This window comes from Burkholderia sp. Bp8986 (assembly GCF_003854225.1).
Taxonomy (GTDB): domain Bacteria; phylum Pseudomonadota; class Gammaproteobacteria; order Burkholderiales; family Burkholderiaceae; genus Burkholderia.
The window spans coordinates 50,121-67,209 of record NZ_QTQM01000026.1; the positions used below are offsets into that span (position 1 = coordinate 50,121).

Genomic DNA, 17,089 nt, shown 5'->3' on the forward strand with positions numbered 1-17,089 from the left:
CAAGGAGAATGACGCGATGACCGAAGGTTCATCCCACGATACGCACGCTCATCCGCACGCCCCCGTGCAGGACCGCCCCGCGAACGGGCTCGAATTCGAACTGCTGACGACCGACGGCCATGCGCGCCGCGGCCGCGTGAAGCTCAACCACGGCGTGGTCGAGACGCCGATCTTCATGCCGGTCGGCACGTACGGCACCGTGAAGGCGATCCAGCCGCGCGAGCTGCACGAGATCAAGGCCCAGATCATCCTCGGCAACACGTTCCACCTGTGGCTGCGCCCGGGCCTCGACACGATCGACGCGCACGGCGGCCTGCACGGCTTCATGGGCTGGAACAAGCCGATCCTGACGGACTCGGGCGGCTTCCAGGTGTTCTCGCTCGGCGACCTGCGCAAGATCACCGAGGACGGCGTGACGTTCGCATCGCCGATCAACGGCGACAAGCTGTTCCTGTCGCCGGAAGTGTCGATGCAGATCCAGAAGGTGCTGAACTCGGACATCGTGATGCAGTTCGACGAGTGCACGCCGTACGCGACCAACGGCGTGCCGACCACGCACAAGGAAGCGGCCGAGTCGATGCGCATGTCGCTGCGCTGGGCGAAGCGCTCGCTCGACGAGTTCGACCGGCTCGGCAACCCGAACGCCCTCTTCGGGATCGTCCAGGGCGGGATGTTCGAGGACCTGCGCGACGAATCGCTCGCGGGCCTCGCGGAGCGCGGCTTCCACGGCCTCGCGATCGGCGGGCTGTCGGTCGGCGAGCCGAAGGAAGACATGATGCGCGTGCTGCGGCACGTCGGCCCGAAGCTGCCGGCCCACAAGCCGCACTACCTGATGGGCGTCGGCACGCCGGAGGACCTGGTCGAGGGCGTCGCGAACGGCATCGACATGTTCGACTGCGTGATGCCGACCCGCAACGCGCGCAACGGCTGGCTCTTCACGCGCTTCGGCGACGTGAAGATCCGCAACGCGACGCACAAGAACTCGCTGAAGCCGCTCGACGCGAGCTGCACGTGCTACACGTGCCAGAATTTCTCGCGCGGCTACCTGCATCACCTGCACCGCGTCGGCGAAATCCTCGGCGCGCAGCTCAACACGATCCACAACCTGCACTACTACCTGCAGCTGATGAGCGAGATCCGCGACGCGATCGAGACCCATACGTTCGACGCATTCCGCCAGCGCTTCGCGGAGGATCGCGCGAGAGGGGTCGACTGACGGGCCGGCGGCCCGCAGCGCGCCCGTCACATAGGACGTGTACTAAATAATGCGTTCCGGGTGCCCGTCGCGACCGCCAAACATTACAATCGCCTTTCCAAACGAGTCGCAACGGCGTCGTTTCACGCTTAACAGCTTGATCCGAAAGCGCATTTGCCGAGCCGTTCGCGCATGGGGCCGGTGGTAGAATAACCGGCTTATTTTTCGATCTTCCCCTACGGAGAGACCAACGTGCCGTTCATTTCCAATGCCTTCGCGCAAGGCGCCGGTGGCGCCGAATCGAGCCTGATGAGCTTCCTGCCGCTCATCCTGATGTTCGCGGTGCTGTACTTCATCATGATCCGTCCGCAGATGAAGCGCCAGAAGGAACACCGCAACATGCTCGCGGCCATGGCGAAGGGCGACGAAGTCGTCACGAGCGGCGGCCTCGTCGGCAAGGTGACGAAGGTCACCGAAGGCTACATCGGCGTCGAAATCGCCGAAGGCACCGAAATCACCGTGCAGAAGGCTGCGGTCACGACCATTCTGCCGAAGGGCACGATCAAGTCGCTGTAAGGTTTTCACCGAGCGTCCGGCTCCCCGCGCCGTGCCCGCCTGACAGCGCGGGCCGCCGCGGCGCCGGACGCGACGCTTTCACGCCAACCACCCGTTCGGCCCCCTCATGAATCGTTATCCACTCTGGAAATATGTCGTGATGGTCGTGGCGCTCGCCATCGGCCTTCTGTACACATTGCCCAACTTCTTCGGTGAAGCGCCGGCGGTGCAGGTGTCGAGCGGCAAGGCCACGGTCAAGCTCGACTCGACCACGCTGACCCAGGTCGAATCCGCGCTCGCGTCCGCGCAGATCACGCCGGACGACGTCACCTTCGAGAACACGGCGTCCAACGCGAACATCCGCGTGCGCCTGAAGGACACCGATACGCAGCTGCGCGTCAAGGACCTGCTGCAGAAATCGCTGAACACCGACCCGAACGATCCGCAGTACGTCGTCGCACTGAACCTGCAAAGCGCGTCGCCGCGCTGGCTGACCGCGCTGCACGCCCTGCCGATGTATCTCGGCCTCGACCTGCGCGGCGGTGTCCACTTCCTGCTCCAGGTCGACATGACGGGCGCGCTCACCAAGAAGCTCGACTCCGACGCGTCCGACGCCCGTGCGCTGCTGCGTGACAAGAACATCCGCGACGGCGGCGTGAGCCGCGTCGACCAGTCCGTCGTCGTCAACTTCAGCGACGCGCAAACGGCCGAAGACGCCCGCAAGGTGCTCGCCGCGTCGGTCACCGAACTGCAATGGGCGACCCAGCCCGGCGGCGGCGGCACGCAAGTCGTCGGCACGTTCACGCCGGCCGTGCAGAAGGCCGTCGAGGACGCCGCGCTCAAGCAGAACCTGACCACGCTCCACAACCGCGTGAACGAACTCGGCGTGTCCGAGCCGATCCTGCAGCAGCAGGGCAGCGACCGTATCGTCGTCGAACTGCCGGGCGTGCAGGACACCGCGAAGGCGAAGGACATCATCGGCCGCACCGCGACGCTCGAGGCGCGCCTCGCCGATCCGCTCAACACGCACCCGAACCCGAACGACCCCGTGCCGCCGGGCGAGGAGCTGTTCACGCAGGGCAACCAGGCGCCCGTGCTGCTGAAGAAGGACGTGATCTTCACCGGCGACCGCATCATCGATGCGTCGGCCGGCTTCGACGAACACCAGCGTCCGTCGGTCAACATCCGCCTCGACTCGGCGGGCGGCCGCTCGGTGCGCGCGGTGTCGCGCGAGAACATCGGCAAGCCGATGGCGATGGTGCTGTTCGAGAAGGGCAAGGGCGAGGTGCTGACGGTCGCGACGATCCAGTCCGAACTCGGCGACCGCTTCCAGATCACGGGCCAACCGACGCCGCAGGCGGCGGCCGACCTCGCGCTGCTGCTGCGCGCCGGTTCGCTCGCCGCACCGATGGACATCATCGAGGAACGCACGATCGGCCCGAGCCTCGGCGCGGACAACATCAAGATGGGCGTCCACTCGGTGATCTGGGGCTTCTGCGCGATCGCCGTGTTCATGATCGCGTACTACATGCTGTTCGGCGTGATCTCGGTGATCGGCCTGTCGGTGAACCTGCTGCTGCTCGTCGCGGTGCTGTCGCTGATGCAGGCGACGCTGACGCTGCCGGGTATCGCGGCCATCGCGCTCGCGCTCGGCATGGCGATCGACTCGAACGTGCTGATCAACGAGCGCGTGCGTGAAGAACTGCGCGCCGGCCAGCCGCCGCAGCTCGCGATCCAGGCCGGTTACGCGCATGCGTGGGCGACGATTCTCGACTCGAACGTCACGACGCTGATCGCCGGCCTCGCGCTGCTCGCGTTCGGCTCGGGCCCGGTTCGCGCATTCGCGATCGTGCACTGCCTCGGCATCCTGACGTCGATGTTCTCCGCGGTGTTCTTCTCACGCGGGATCGTCAACCTCTGGTACGGCGGCCGCAAGAAGCTGAAGTCGCTCGCGATCGGCCAGGTGTGGAAGCCGGAAGGCGCCACGGCCGGTGCCGCAGGTGCAGCGTTCGGCGCGGCCGACGAATCGACCGACACCGCGCGCGCCGCGAAGCTCGCCGCACCCGCGAAGGGCGACGCACCGCGCGCCGGCAAGCCGCAGCTGCGCAACCGCGCGCAGCAAGGCGTGTCGCCGAAGAAACCGGGCTCGACCCAATAAGGCCCCGGAGACGAAGCCATGGAATTTTTCCGCATCCGTAAAGACATTCCGTTCATGCGGCACGCGCTGGTGTTCAACGTGATCTCGCTGGTCACGTTCCTCGCCGCCGTGTTCTTCCTGTTCCACCGCGGGCTGCACCTGTCCGTCGAATTCACCGGCGGCACGGTGATCGAGGTCCAGTACCAGCAGGCCGCGCAGCTCGAACCCGTGCGCGACACGCTCGGCAAGCTCGGCTATGCCGATGCGCAGGTGCAGAACTTCGGCACGTCGCGCAACGTGCTGATCCGCCTGCAGCTGAAGGAAGGCCTCACGTCCGCGCAGCAGAGCGACCAGGTGATGACCGCGCTGAAGGCGCAAAGCCCCGACGTGACGCTGCAGCGCGTCGAGTTCGTCGGCCCGCAGGTCGGCCGCGAGCTTGCGACCGACGGTCTCCTCGCGCTCGCGTGCGTGGTGATCGGCATCGTGATCTACCTGTCGATCCGCTTCGAATGGAAGTACGCGGTCGCCGGTATCATCGCGAACCTGCACGACGTCGTGATCATTCTCGGCTTCTTCGCGTTCTTCCAGTGGGAGTTCTCGCTGGCGGTGCTCGCGGCGATCCTCGCGGTGCTCGGCTACTCGGTCAACGAGTCGGTCGTCATCTTCGACCGGATCCGCGAAACGTTCCGCCGCGAACGCAAGATGAGCGTGCAGGAAGTGATCAACCACGCGATCACGACCACGATGTCGCGGACGATCATCACGCACACGTCGACGGAAATGATGGTGCTGTCGATGTTCTTCTTCGGCGGCCCGACGCTGCACTACTTCGCGCTCGCGCTGACGGTCGGCATCATGTTCGGCATCTACTCGTCGGTGTTCGTCGCGGGCTCGCTCGCGATGTGGCTCGGCATCAAGCGCGAAGACCTCATCAAGGAAAAGAAGACCGCGCACGATCCGGACGATCCGAACGCGGGCGCGCAGGTTTAAGCGCTGTATCGCTTCGGCTGATACCGGAAGGCCGGTCCCTCGTGGACCGGCCTTTTTTCATGGGCGAGCCGCCGCCCTCCCCGTCCGTCGCGACTGCACGGACCGTCGGCTACAATCGCGTCACCGTCCCGCCCCGCCACCCGCCGAAGCCGCGGTCCTCATGATGCCAGCCACGCGTGTCGTTCATCGCATCGTCGCCTGGAGTACCGGCGCAGCCGCCGCGGCTGCGTTCGTTGCATGCGCATCGGCCGCGCGCGCGCAATCCGCGTCCGCGCCGCCTGCCGTCCCGCCTGCGGCCCCGTCCGCGGCCGCTCCGGCAGCTGCTGCCGCCGCGTCGCAACCGTCACCCTGCCCGCCCGACTGGGAACCGCAGCTCTGCGAACTGAAGGCCGCGGTCGACGTGCTGAAGAAGCAGCACCTGACCGACGTCGACATCGGCGCGCTGCTCGACGCCACCGTGCACGACGGGATCAAGACGCTGCCGCACGCGCGCTTCTTCAACGCGAAGGAGGAGCAGGAACGGCGCGACGGCACGCCGGGCATCGGCATCGTGTTCGAGACACGGCCCGACGGGCTGCACATCCTCGACGTCATCCCCGACGCGCCCGCCGAACAGGCCGGCGTGCGGCCCGACGATCTCGTCGTCGCGATGAACGACCGGAGCGTCGTCGGCATCGACAGCAGCGAGGTCGTGAAACTCGCGAAGGGCGACGCGGGCGTGCCGCTCAAGCTCACGGTCCGGCGCGGTCCGAACCACACGACGCTGACCTTCGCGCCGGTCCGCGCGATCGTCCGGCCACACCCGGCGACGACGAAGCGGCTCGCCGGCGACATCCTGTACACGCGGCTGTCGAGCTTTCCGGAGCCCGCGGTCGGCAGCTATATCGACGCGGTGCAGGCCGCGCGCCGCGCGGGGCCGCCGGTGAAAGGCGTGATCCTCGACCTGCGCATCAACGGCGGCGGCGCGCTGAATGCGGCGATCGGCATCACCGCGCTGTTCGCCGGGCGCGACCGTACCGCGATGATCACGCTCGAGCGCGACGGCACGAAGCGCCGCCGCTTCACGACCAACTGGCCCGACTACGAACTGCCGGTCATGCGCGGCCAGGATCCGCTCGCGCCGCTGCAGGCCGACGACTGGTGGCGCACCGTGCCGCTCGTGGTGCTCGTCGACGGACAGAGCGCGTCGGCCGCCGAAGCGACGGCGGCGGCACTGAAGGATCTCGGCCGCGCGCGGCTGCTCGGGATGCCGACCTACGGAAAGGGACTCGCGCAGACCGGCGTCGACCTGATCGACGGCACGCGCCTCGCTTTCACGTTCGCGCGCAACCTGCGGCCGAACGGCTGCCCGATGGACGGCTACGGCGTCGTGCCGGACTGGCTCGTGCCGCCGCGCCGCGACTCGGACGTCGACGGCGTGCTGCTGTGGTACCGCGAAGTCGATCTCGCCCGCGCGCCGTATGCGGACCGGGTCGCGCCCGACCCGTTCGCGCAGGTTCGCAAGGCACGGCAGGCACTGCGCGAAGCCCGCGTGCGCGCGAAGATCGATACGGCGAAGAGCGCGGCGCTTCCGCAGCGCGAATTCGGCACGGCAAGTGACTGGCAGCTCCGGCAAGCGCTCGACGCGCTCGCCGGCCGCCCGGTGCAGACCGTCGCTGCACCGGCGCAACTGATGCCGGCGCAGCCGGTATGCGAGCGCGGCGAGCACTGACGTGCCGTCGGACCGACCGCATCGGCCGCGGTGGTAGATTGAACGCTCCGTCACCTCCGGACCGAAGCCGATGACACACGCCAGACCACGCCGCTCCATCCGCGCATTCCTCGAACATCCGCTCGCCGTGGGAATCGCCTGTGCACTGATCGGCAGCGCCAGCACCTGGATCGTCAACCACGAGATGGCGCGCGCCGACGAGCAGCGCAAGGCCTTCGATGAAGCGTGGGGTCGAGCCGAGCTTTTCGCCGAGAAGCAGGCACGGTACGACGATGTCGCGGCACTCGACGCGCTGGCGGCAGAGATGCCGCAAAACCCGGTGTCGGCGCTCCTCCGGAAGCACTATCGCGCGCTCGGTGCCGATGCGCAACGTGCTCGAGACGACGCACGCGATGCACTGGCCACTCGGCGCCTGCTGCTCTCGAAACCACAGTACGACGCCACTTACCGCTTCATCGAAACGGTATCCGCGACGAACCCGGCCGGCCGGCAGAACATCCCGGCCGATCTCGAAACGCTGCGCGCGACGGCAAAGACGCTGCGCGATACCGACGGCTGATCGACGGCCGCCCTTCCCGATCACCGGAACCCGAACCGCCGCCGCAACACCACCAGCGCCGCGAGGCTCAGCACGGCCGCGAACATCAGGTAGAAGCTCGGCGCGGTCTTCATCCCGGTCGCGCGGATCAGCCATGCGATGATGAACGGCCCGAAGCCGCCGAAGATCGTCACCGCGACGTTATACGCAAGCGACATCCCGGTCGTGCGCGTCTGCACCGGAAACACTTCGGACAGCAGCCCCGGCAGCGCCGCGAAATAGCCGGTCATCAGGAACGCGAGCAGTACCTGCAGCGCGATCAGCGTGCCGAAGCCCGGATGCGCGACGAGATACGCGAACGCCGGATAGATCAGCACGAGAATGCCGACGGCCGGCGCGAGCATCACGCGCACGCGGCCGTAACGATCCGACCAGTGGCCGACGAGCGGCGCGAACGCCATCTGGATCACGCCGACGACGAGGATCGCCGCGAACGCGGCCGACGGCGCGAGGCCGAGCTGCTTCACGCCGTAGGTCGGCATGAACAGCACGAGATAGGTCGCGACGGTGCCGAGCACCACCACGCCCATCGCGGCGACGAGCCGCGCCTTGTGCGACGCGAACGTGTCGCGCAGCGGGCTCGCGGTGCTTTCCGCCGCGAGGAATTCGGGCGTCTCGTCGACCTTCGAGCGGATGTAGTACGCGACGGGCCCGAGCAGCAGTCCGAAAAAGAACGGGATGCGCCAGCCCCACGCGGCCATCTGCTCGGCCGTGAGCTGCGCGTTCAGCACGGTGCCGAAACCCGCCGCGAGCAGCGTCGTGAGCCCCTGGCTCGCGACCTGCCAGCTCGCGAAGAAACCGCGCCGCCCGGGCACATGCTCGGCCAGGAACGCGGTCGCGCTGCCGAATTCGCCGCCGGCCGAAAAGCCCTGCATCAATCGCGCGGCGACGAGGATCAGCGGCGCCGCGACGCCGATCGTCCGGTAGGTCGGCAGTACCGCGATGACCAGCGTGCCGGCCATCATCAGCAGGATCGACAGCGTGAGCGCGGCCTTGCGGCCCGCGCGGTCGGCGTACGCGCCGAGGACGATCGCGCCGAGCGGGCGCATGAAGAACGACACGCCGAACGTGCCGAGCGTGAGCAGCAGCGACACGGTGTCGTTGCCGGCCGGAAAGAACAGCTTCGAGATCGTCACCGCGAAGAAGCCGTAGACGACGAGGTCGAACCATTCGAGCGCGTTGCCGATCGACGCGGCGACCACCGCGCGCCATACGCGCGACGACGAAGCAATGGAGCTGGACTGCGTGACGGCGTGCATCGGCGATCTCCTTGTCGTTGTACGTTCTGTCCGACGCGTCCGTTCTCGCGCCGCGAGCTGTGCGCACGATTATAGGCGCGCAAAAAAAACCGCCGCGCCCCCGAACAACGGGAGCGCGGCGGCTGGCACGCGACGGGCCGGCGAGCGTGACGCGGCGGCCGGCCCGGCCGGGCGCGTTACTGCTGCTTGACGGCTTCGGCCGTGATCAGCAGCTTCGTCTTCATCTTGAAGCCGTACTGCTTGCCGTAGTCGAGGCCGAAATCGTCGCGGCTGAATTCGCCGACCGCGTCGACGCCGCACACTTCACGCTTGAGCATCGGATGCGGCATGCACTTGAACGAATCGATCTTCAGCGTGAGCGGCTTCGTGACGCCGTGCAGCGTCAGGTTGCCGACCACCGACACCGGCTTGTCGCCGTCGAACTTGATGGTGCCCTTGTAGTTCGCCTGCGGGAACTTGGAGACGTCGAAGAACTCGGCCGTCTGCAGGTGCTCGTCGAGCTTCGCGCTGCCCGTCTGGATCGACGCGACGTCGGTCGTCACGTCGACCGTGCCGGTCTTCGCCGCGCGGTCGAGCGTCACGCTGCCGCTCGACTTGTCGAACTTGCCGCGCCAGACCGACAGGCCGCCGAAGTGGTCGGCCTCGAAGCTCGGGTACGTATGGCTCGGGTCGAACTGGTACGTCGCGCTGTCGGCGAATGCCGAGAACGACAGCGAGGCGGCCAGCGCGCCCGCGGCGATGATCAGATGCTTTTTCAAATGCTTTCTCCTTGGAACAGCGCCGCGCCCTCGCGCGGCATTCGGGGTGATGCGACAGCCCGCCGCTTACTTCGTGGCGACGAGATGGAACTTGATCTGCACTTCGTCGGCGACGATCGACGTGTCCTTCCACTCGCCGGTGCCGACGTTGAACGCCGAACGCTTGATCGGCAGCACGCCGTCGAAGGTCTGCGTCGCGCCGCTCTGCGTGACCGTGACGGGCACGGTGACGGTCTCGGACTTGCCCTTGATCGTCAGCTTGCCGGTCACGTTGTACTTGTTGCCGCCGGCCGGCGCGATCGCCGACGACGCGAAGGTCGCCTGCGGATACGCCTTCGCGTCGAACCAGTCCTTGCCCGTGACCTGCTCGTTGTACATCTTGTCGCCGAGGTCGAAGCTCGCGATGTCGATCGACATTTGCGCGCTGCCCTGCGCCGCCTTCGCGGGGTCGAACTTCACCTGCGCGGAGAACTTCTTGAACGCGCCTTCGGTCGGCACGTTCATCTGCTTCGACACGGCGGACACCTTGCTCTTCGAGAGATCGACGTCGGCATGCGCCGCGGCCGACGCGACAAGTGACACCGCGGCGAATGCGGTCAGCATGGAGCGGGAGAAAGACACTTTCATGGGATCCTTCATTTGGCGGAGGGAAGCATCCGCGACAGCAGGCCGTCGCGGTCCAACAACTGGTGCTTGAGCGCCGCGAGCACGTGCATGGCGACGAGCGCAAGCAGAATGTAATTCAAGGACACGTGCAGCGTCTTGAAGGTTTCCTTCAGCACCGGATCGGGATCGATCAGGCGCGGCAGCGGCACGATGCCGAGGTAGACGACCGGGATGTTCGACGCCGAGCTGTACAGGTAGCCCGTGACCGGGATCACGATCATCAGCACGTACAGCAGCATGTGCACGCCGTGCGACACCGCGCGCTGCCACGCCGGCGTGTCGCCCGGCAGCGGCGGCGGCACGTGGGTCGCGCGCCACAGCACGCGCGCGACGGCCAGTGCGAACACCGTCACGCCGATCCACTTGTGCCACGAGAAGTACTTCAGCTTCGTCGGCGTGAAGCCGGGGATGTCGGTCATGACCCAGCCGAGTGCGAAGCCGCAGACGATCAGCAGCGCGATCAGCCAGTGCAGCGCGATCGCGGTGTGCGCGTAGCGTGCCGGCCCGGCCGGCGGCGATTTCGATGCCATCTTGGATTCCTCAGTTGAGCGAACGGCTGCGCCGGCCCATTCGTCCGACGCTTGTCAAGGCCGCCATGCTACCGCAACCTTTTGCCACGCGCGGACTCTGAGGACACGCGCGCCAGCCGGCTGCCAGGTTTACGCCATGTTACCGACCGGTCACGCGGCAACCGGGCGTTGACACGTCGAAAAAGCCGTTTTGGTAAGATTGGCGCGGGTTCCGGCCCCGTCGACGCGTCTCCCGCCCGTCGAACAACCGCTTTTCCCATGCAACGACACGACCTGATTGCCTGCCACGAATGCGACGCACTGTTGCATAAACCGCACCTCGCGCGCCGCGAAATCGCACGCTGCCCGCGCTGCGACGCGCTGCTCTATCGCGACAGCACCACGCAGATCGAGCGAATCAGCGCGCTGGCGGTCGCGGCGCTCGTCACGTTCATCATCGCGCAGGGATTCCCGATCCTCGAAATGGACCTGAACGGCACCCGCGTGCAGACGACGCTGATCGGCGCGATCGACGCGCTGTGGCATCAGGACATGGAGATCGTCGGCGTGATGGTGTTCTGTTCGACCGTGCTGTTCCCGCTCGTCGAGATGGCCGCGCTGCTTTACGTGCTGCTGCCGATCCGGCGTGGCGTCGTGCCGCCGGGCCTGAACTTCGTGCTGCGCATGATCCAGTTCGTGCGGCCGTGGGGGATGATCGAGGTGTTCATGCTCGGGATCCTCGTGACGATCGTGAAGATGGTGAGCCTCGCGCGCGTCGTGCCCGACGCGGCGCTGTTCGCGTTCGCCGCACTCACGCTGATGACCGCCGTCGTGCTGATGTTCGATCCGCGCACGCTGTGGGACATGGCCGACGACCTGCGCGCCGGGCGCTCGCCCGTGCGGCCCGACAACACCCCGCCGCGACCGGAAGCCCCCCGCCGATGACGACGCCGACCGCCGCCCGCGAGGGCTATGCCAGCTGCCACGCATGCGGGCTCGTGCAGACGATCGACCATCCGCACGCGCATTGCGCGCGCTGCGGCAGCGCGCTGCACATCCGCAAGCCGAACAGCATCATGCGTACCTGGGCGCTGCTGATCGCGGCCGCGATCCTCTATATCCCGGCGAACCTGCTGCCGATCCTGCACACGTCGTCGATCGTCGGCTCGCAGGAAGACACGATCATGAGCGGCGTCATCTATTTCTGGACGTCCGGCGACTGGCCGCTCGCGGTCGTCGTGTTCGTCGCCAGCATCCTCGTGCCGATGCTCAAGCTCGGCGTGCTGACGATCCTCGTCACCAGCGCGCAGCGGCGCGCCACGTGGCGGCCGCTGCAGCGCACGCGCCTGTTCCGGATCGTCGAGCGGATCGGCCGCTGGTCGATGCTCGACATCTTCGTCGTGACGCTCACCGTCGCGCTCGTCCATTTCCGTTCGCTCGCCGTCATCACGGCCGGCCCCGGCGCGCTCGCGTTCGGCTCGGTCGTGATCCTGACGATGCTCGCGTCGATGCAGTTCGATCCCCGCCTGATCTGGGATCCAGTCGAAACCTCAGGGAAACACCATGAATAGTCCGCAAGGCCCGCAGCACGATGCGTCCCGGCCGCCCGATCCCGCGATCTCGACGAAAAGCGGCTGGCTGCCGTCGCTCGTCTGGCTCGTGCCGCTGATCGCCGCGCTGATCGGCATCGGCCTCGTGATCAAGTCCGTGCGCGAGCGCGGCCCGGAAATCTCGATCAGCTTCCACAGCGCGGAAGGGCTCGAGCCGGGCAAGACGCAGGTCAGGTACAAGGACGTCGAGATCGGCACGGTCAAGACGATCAAGCTGTCGAAAGACCTGTCGCGCGTGCTGGTGCAGGTGCAGCTGAAGAAGGAAGCCGAGGACTTCGCGATCAAGGGCTCGCGCTTCTGGATCGTGCGTCCGCGCATCGGCGCGACGGGCGTGTCGGGGCTCGGCACACTGCTGTCGGGCGCGTACATCGGCGTCGATGCCGGCCACGGGCAGGACACGCAGACCGACTTCACCGGCCTCGAGACGCCGCCGCCCGTGACCGGCGACCAGAAGGGCACGCAGTACGTGCTGCGCGGCGATTCGCTCGGCTCGGTCGACATCGGCTCGCCCGTCTACTACCGCCGCGTGCAGGTCGGCCAGGTGGTCGGCTTCTCGCTCGACAAGGACGGCACCGGCGTCACGTTCAACGTGTTCGTCAATGCGCCGTACAACCAGTACGTCGGCGTGAACTCGCGCTGGTGGCAGGCGAGCGGCGTCGACCTGCGGCTCGATTCGAGCGGCCTGAAGCTGAACACGCAGTCGCTCGCGACGGTGATCCTCGGCGGCATCGCGTTCCAGACGCCGCCGAACCAGGACAGCGGCGCGACGGCGCCGAACAACACGACCTTCCGCCTCGGCTCCGACGAGGCCGACGCGATGCGCGATCCGGACGGCCAGCCGCTGCAGGTCGTGATGAACTTCAACCAGTCGCTGCGCGGGCTCGCGGTGGGCGCGCCGGTCGACTTCCGCGGCATCGTGCTCGGCGAAGTCACGAACATCGGCATCGACTTCGATCCGAAGACCAAGAACTTCCTGATGCCGGTGACGATGAACGTGTATCCGGAGCGGCTCGGACCGCGCTTCCGCGAAACGATCGAAAGCAAGGGCGAACCGGCCCGCCGCGAGATCGTCGAGCGCCTGGTCCAGCACGGGCTGCGCGGCCAGCTGCGCACGGGCAACCTGCTGACGAGCCAGCTGTACGTCGCGCTCGACTTCTTCCCGAAGGCGCCGGCCGTGAAGATCGATACAGCGCGCCAGCCGCTCGAGCTGCCGACCGTGCCGAACACGCTCGACGAACTGCAGCTGCAGGTTGCCGACATCGCGAAGAAGCTCGACAAGGTGCCGTTCGACCAGATCGGCGCGAACCTGAACAGCGCGCTGTCGAATGCCGACAAGCTGTTCAAGCAGCTCGACACGCAGGTCGCGCCGGAAGCGCGCGACACGCTGTCGGCCGCGCGGCAGACCTTCTCGACCGCCGAGGTGACGCTGCAGCAGGATTCGCCGCTGCAGTCCGACGTGCGCGGTGCGCTGAAGGAACTCACGCGCACGCTGCAATCGCTGAACGCGCTCGCCGACTATCTGGAGCGCCATCCCGAATCGCTGCTCAAGGGCAAATCAGGAGATCGATAATGACGACGACACGCGTGAACGTCCTCGCGAGCGGCGCGGCGGCAGTGTTCGCCGCACTCGCGCTCGCCGCGTGCAGCTCGCCGCCCGCGCGGTTCTATACGCTGAGCCCGGCCGACGCCGCGGCGCCCGTGCGCACCGCACCCGCCAACCCGCCGTTCCTGATCGAGGTGCCGTCCGTCGGCGTGCCCGAACAGGTCGCGAAGAACCAGCTCGTCGTGCAGAAGAACGCCGCGCAGGTCGACGTGCTCGAGCAGGAACGCTGGGCCGCGCCGCCCGCCGACGAGATTCGCCGCGCGCTGTCCGACGACCTCGCCGCACAGCTCGGCACGATCGACGTCGCGAATTCCGCGTATCCGGCCGGCGTGCCCGTCTATCGGATCAGCGTGAACGTGCAGCGCTTCGAGTCGTGGCCCGGCAAGCGTGCGGCGATCGATGCGGTGTGGAGCGTGCGCGCGGTCGGCACGCAGGCACTGATGACCTGCCGCACGAGCGTCGCGGAACCGGTCGCCGACGGCTACGACGCGCTCGTCGCCGGTCACCGGCGCGCGCTCGACGTGATTGCATCGCAGGCCGCGTCCGGCGTGCGCGCGCTCGCCGCGCGGCGCGGCTCGACGGCTGCCTCGACCCCGTCGACGACCGCGTCCGGCAAGGCAGTGGCCGCCGCGCCCGTCATGCCCTGCCCGGCCAATCCGACGCCCGGCGGCGACGCGAGCGCGAGCGTCAAGTCCGGCGCGTAAGCGCGGCGCGCGGCCGGCGTCCGGTGCCTGCGCGCCTGCGACCGGATTCGGCACGCGCTGCCCGATAGTCCTCGTCGGCATCGATCCGCGTGCGCGCGCCGCCGCGCACGCGAACCCGCCGCCCTCGTCGCCACGGCCGACGCAGCACGGCATCCATCGGCCGGACGGCCGCTTTGCAGTGTTTGTCAAAATCCGCCGGAACCGGCGCCATGCAATGCGGTCGGCTTGCGTTTTCGCGCCCGATTGACGATCCTACGCACTTTCCGGCGCGTGCCGCCTGTCGCGCGCGCCAGCCGGCGGCGATCCGCCCGTTGTGGCCGGCCCGGCCGCCGCGTCTCCCGGAGCTCGCACGCGTGTTCGCGTGCACCGTATCGGGGCAGCCGCATCGCGGGTCGCCGCGCATCGTCCGGCATCCCGACCAGCTTCACCGTTCTCGCCGGCGCCGCGCCGTGTGTTCCCGGCCGGCATCCCGAACCCGCCCGTCCAGGGCTATCGCTATTCCGTTTATGTTTCATTCCCTGACGACCCTGATCAAGAAGTGGCGCGCGTCGCGCAATGCGGGCCACCAGCTCGATGCGCTGCTCGCGCATGCCGACGCGGACGCGCCGTACGCCGAGCGCAGCGAATGGCTGATCGAGCTCGCGCACTGGCTGCGCCGCAACGGCGCGATGCAGGCCGCGCACGACACGCCGGCCGCACGCGATGCCGACGCACGCGCGTATCCGGCGCACGCGCGGCTGCGCTACCTGTTCCACGTGCTCGACCGCAACCCGGCATGGAAATCGCACGCGGCGCGCATCCTGCGCGGGATCCTGCGCGAATGCGACGGCATCTCGCTGCTGTGCGACGCGGGGATGCCCGTGCATTCCGGTTTCTTCGGCGCGCTGTTCGAGCGCATCGACTCGTCGCTGATCCCGCCGGCGCCGAACCGCCGTGAGCTGACGGCGCTGTTCACGCTGATGTTCCCGACGCCGGAAGACGCGCAATGGATCGACGCGCTGCCCGACGACCTGCTTGCCCGCCTCGCCGAGCTGATCTCGTTCGACGTCACCGACGAAGAACGCCACGAGCCCGGCTCGTTCTCGCGCGACCTGCTGGCCGCGCTGCACAACCTGACCTGCCAGATCAGCTCGACCGGCCTGTCGCAGACGGTGCGCAGCCGCCTGTCCGACGACGACGCGCGCAAGCCGCTCGAAACGCAGCCGTTCTACCGCCTCACGCGTGCGATGCTCGCGGTCGAGACCGCCCACGCGGCCGTCGAGGACGGCGGCGACCCGAGCAAGCTGCTGCACGAGGTGAATTACCTGCGCGTGCTGCTCGACGAATGCCGGATCGCGGTCGACGACGTGTTCGCGCACCTGTACCGCAACGGCGTGTCGGTCGACATCGTGTTCCAGGTCGAACGGATGCGCATGCGCATCCTGCGCGCGGAACTGCTGCTCAACGCGTGGATGGCACGCGACGACCTGCGCGGGATGGCGCGCCTGACGGCCGAGCTCGTCGACGCGAACCAGAACAGCCAGAGCGTGTCGCACCTCGTGCGCAGCAACTTCTCGCTGTTCGCGCGCAAGCTCGTCGAGACCAACGCGGACACCGGCGAGCACTACATCTCGCGCGGCCGCGCCGAGTACCTGAAGATGCTGCGGATGGCCGCGGGCGGCGGGCTCGTCACCGTCGTGACCGTGTGCGTGAAGTTCGCGATCACGGGCGCGCACCTGCAGTCGATGCTCGAAGGGCTGCTCGCGGGCGTCAACTACGCGGCCAGCTTCATGCTGATGCACTTCCTGCACTTCACGCTCGCGACCAAGCAGCCCGCGATGACCGCGCCGACGCTCGCGCGCGAGCTCGACGACACCGGTCACGAGGAAGGCGTGAAGGCGTTCGTCGCGTCGGTGATCGCGCTGATCCGCACACAGGCCGCGGCGATCTCCGGCAACGTGCTCGTCGTGCTGCCCGTCTGTCTGCTCGTGCAGCTGTTCGCGGGCAACCTGCTGCACGCGAACCTGATCTCGCCGGAAAAGGCGCATGCGACGCTGCATTCGTTCTCGCTGCTGGGCCCGACCCCGTTCTATGCGGCGCTCACGGGCGTGCTGCTGTGGGCGTCGAGCCTGCTCGCGGGCTGGGCCGACAACTGGTTCGTGCTGCACCGGGTCGGCGACGCGCTCACGTACAACCGCCGGCTGCGGCTCACGCTCGGCGCGTCGGGCGCCGCGAAACTCGCGCACTTCTGCCGCTCGAACGTCGCGGGCGTGGTCGCCAACGTCGGCCTCGGCCTGATGCTCGGCCTGATCCCCGCGATCGTCACCGTGTTCCTGTTCCCGTTCGAGGTGCGGCACGTGACGCTGTCGGCCGGCTCGATCGGAATCGCGCTCGGCGTGCTCGGCAAGGGCGCGCTGAGCACGCCCGAACTCTGGTGGGCCGGCGCCGGCGTGCTGAGCATGGCGATCCTCAACGTGCTCGTGAGCTTCGCGCTCGCGTTCACGATGGCCGTGCGCTCGCGCAGCCTGCGCCGCACCAAGGTGCGCGCGCTGGTCGGCGCGATCGTCCGCACGGTGCTCGCGAAGCCGTCCGCGCTGTTCTGGCCGGCCGGCGGAACGGCCGCGCGCGCCGGCCAGCCGGGCTCGCACTGAGCGTTCGACGGCGGCGCGCCCGCCCGGGCGGGCGCCGCCGCGCGGCCCGGCGGGCCGCCCGTCACGGCCGGCCGACCCGCGCCGGCGTCCCGAATCCGACGCAACGCCGGCCCCGGGCGCCCGCGCCGCGTACAATAGTGGACTTTTGCACGTCCTCACCCGCC

At 68.0% G+C, this 17,089-nt stretch carries 15 protein-coding genes; 11 read left to right on the forward strand and 4 right to left on the reverse strand.

The genetic code is table 11. The annotated features are described in order from the left end of the window. Positions 1 to 16 precede the first annotated feature (16 nt). The 6 genes from tgt (at position 17) to DID99_RS22445 (ending at position 7,147) form a co-directional block, all read left to right on the forward strand. Positions 17 to 1,216 carry a tRNA guanosine(34) transglycosylase Tgt gene (tgt, locus tag DID99_RS22420; protein WP_124667561.1) on the forward strand — a complete coding sequence of 400 codons (1,200 nt, stop codon included), beginning with the start codon at positions 17 to 19 and terminating at the stop codon, positions 1,214 to 1,216. Between the two features lie 231 nt (positions 1,217 to 1,447). Then, the gene (gene yajC, locus DID99_RS22425) at positions 1,448 to 1,771 is read left to right on the forward strand and encodes a preprotein translocase subunit YajC (RefSeq protein WP_006476868.1); all 324 of its coding nucleotides are present in this window, start codon (positions 1,448 to 1,450) and stop codon (positions 1,769 to 1,771) included. A gap of 106 nt (positions 1,772 to 1,877) precedes the next feature. Further along, entirely contained in the window at positions 1,878 to 3,908 is a 2,031-nt protein-coding gene (secD, locus tag DID99_RS22430; protein ID WP_044844021.1) for a protein translocase subunit SecD, read from the forward strand. 18 nt (positions 3,909 to 3,926) lie between these two features. Further along, positions 3,927 to 4,877: a protein translocase subunit SecF gene (gene secF / locus DID99_RS22435; protein ID WP_044844020.1), complete on the forward strand. Its 951-nt coding sequence runs from the start codon at positions 3,927 to 3,929 to the stop codon at positions 4,875 to 4,877. 160 nt (positions 4,878 to 5,037) lie between these two features. Then, positions 5,038 to 6,588 (forward strand): S41 family peptidase, encoded by a 1,551-nt coding sequence (locus DID99_RS22440; protein ID WP_185733809.1) that lies wholly within the window; start codon positions 5,038 to 5,040, stop codon positions 6,586 to 6,588. A gap of 70 nt (positions 6,589 to 6,658) precedes the next feature. Beyond that, a complete protein-coding gene (locus DID99_RS22445; protein WP_124571191.1) occupies positions 6,659 to 7,147 on the forward strand; it encodes a hypothetical protein in 489 nt (162 codons plus the stop codon). Positions 7,148 to 7,167: 20 nt separating this feature from the next. Here the strand turns inward: DID99_RS22445 and DID99_RS22450 are convergent, their stop codons facing one another. From DID99_RS22450 to DID99_RS22470, 4 genes are all read right to left on the reverse strand, one after another. Next, positions 7,168 to 8,445, reverse strand: a complete 1,278-nt coding sequence (locus tag DID99_RS22450; RefSeq protein ID WP_124487978.1) for an MFS transporter — start codon at positions 8,443 to 8,445, stop codon at positions 7,168 to 7,170. A 176-nt stretch (positions 8,446 to 8,621) separates the two neighbouring features. Then, positions 8,622 to 9,203 carry a YceI family protein gene (locus tag DID99_RS22460; protein ID WP_044844018.1) on the reverse strand — a complete coding sequence of 194 codons (582 nt, stop codon included), beginning with the start codon at positions 9,201 to 9,203 and terminating at the stop codon, positions 8,622 to 8,624. Positions 9,204 to 9,269: 66 nt separating this feature from the next. Continuing rightward, positions 9,270 to 9,830 carry a YceI family protein gene (locus tag DID99_RS22465; RefSeq protein WP_124520275.1) on the reverse strand — a complete coding sequence of 187 codons (561 nt, stop codon included), beginning with the start codon at positions 9,828 to 9,830 and terminating at the stop codon, positions 9,270 to 9,272. Positions 9,831 to 9,838: 8 nt separating this feature from the next. Beyond that, entirely contained in the window at positions 9,839 to 10,399 is a 561-nt protein-coding gene (locus DID99_RS22470; RefSeq protein WP_124571192.1) for a cytochrome b, read from the reverse strand. Between the two features lie 258 nt (positions 10,400 to 10,657). Between DID99_RS22470 and DID99_RS22475 the strand changes: the two genes are divergently transcribed. The 5 genes from DID99_RS22475 to DID99_RS22500 all read left to right on the forward strand — a co-directional run bounded on the left by DID99_RS22475 (position 10,658) and on the right by DID99_RS22500 (position 16,925). Continuing rightward, the gene (locus DID99_RS22475) at positions 10,658 to 11,323 is read left to right on the forward strand and encodes a paraquat-inducible protein A (RefSeq protein ID WP_124551333.1); all 666 of its coding nucleotides are present in this window, start codon (positions 10,658 to 10,660) and stop codon (positions 11,321 to 11,323) included. Continuing rightward, positions 11,320 to 11,949, forward strand: a complete 630-nt coding sequence (locus tag DID99_RS22480; protein WP_124487981.1) for a paraquat-inducible protein A — start codon at positions 11,320 to 11,322, stop codon at positions 11,947 to 11,949. The genes DID99_RS22475 and DID99_RS22480 overlap by 4 nt, the downstream gene beginning before the upstream one ends. Further along, positions 11,942 to 13,558 carry an intermembrane transport protein PqiB gene (locus DID99_RS22485; RefSeq protein ID WP_044844014.1) on the forward strand — a complete coding sequence of 539 codons (1,617 nt, stop codon included), beginning with the start codon at positions 11,942 to 11,944 and terminating at the stop codon, positions 13,556 to 13,558. The genes DID99_RS22480 and DID99_RS22485 overlap by 8 nt, the downstream gene beginning before the upstream one ends. Beyond that, positions 13,558 to 14,295: a membrane integrity-associated transporter subunit PqiC gene (locus tag DID99_RS22490; RefSeq protein WP_124571193.1), complete on the forward strand. Its 738-nt coding sequence runs from the start codon at positions 13,558 to 13,560 to the stop codon at positions 14,293 to 14,295. Before DID99_RS22485 ends, DID99_RS22490 begins: the two co-directional genes overlap by 1 nt. A 506-nt stretch (positions 14,296 to 14,801) precedes the next feature. Next, a complete protein-coding gene (locus DID99_RS22500) occupies positions 14,802 to 16,925 on the forward strand; it encodes a site-specific recombinase (RefSeq protein WP_124571195.1) in 2,124 nt (707 codons plus the stop codon). Positions 16,926 to 17,089: the final 164 nt, after the last annotated feature.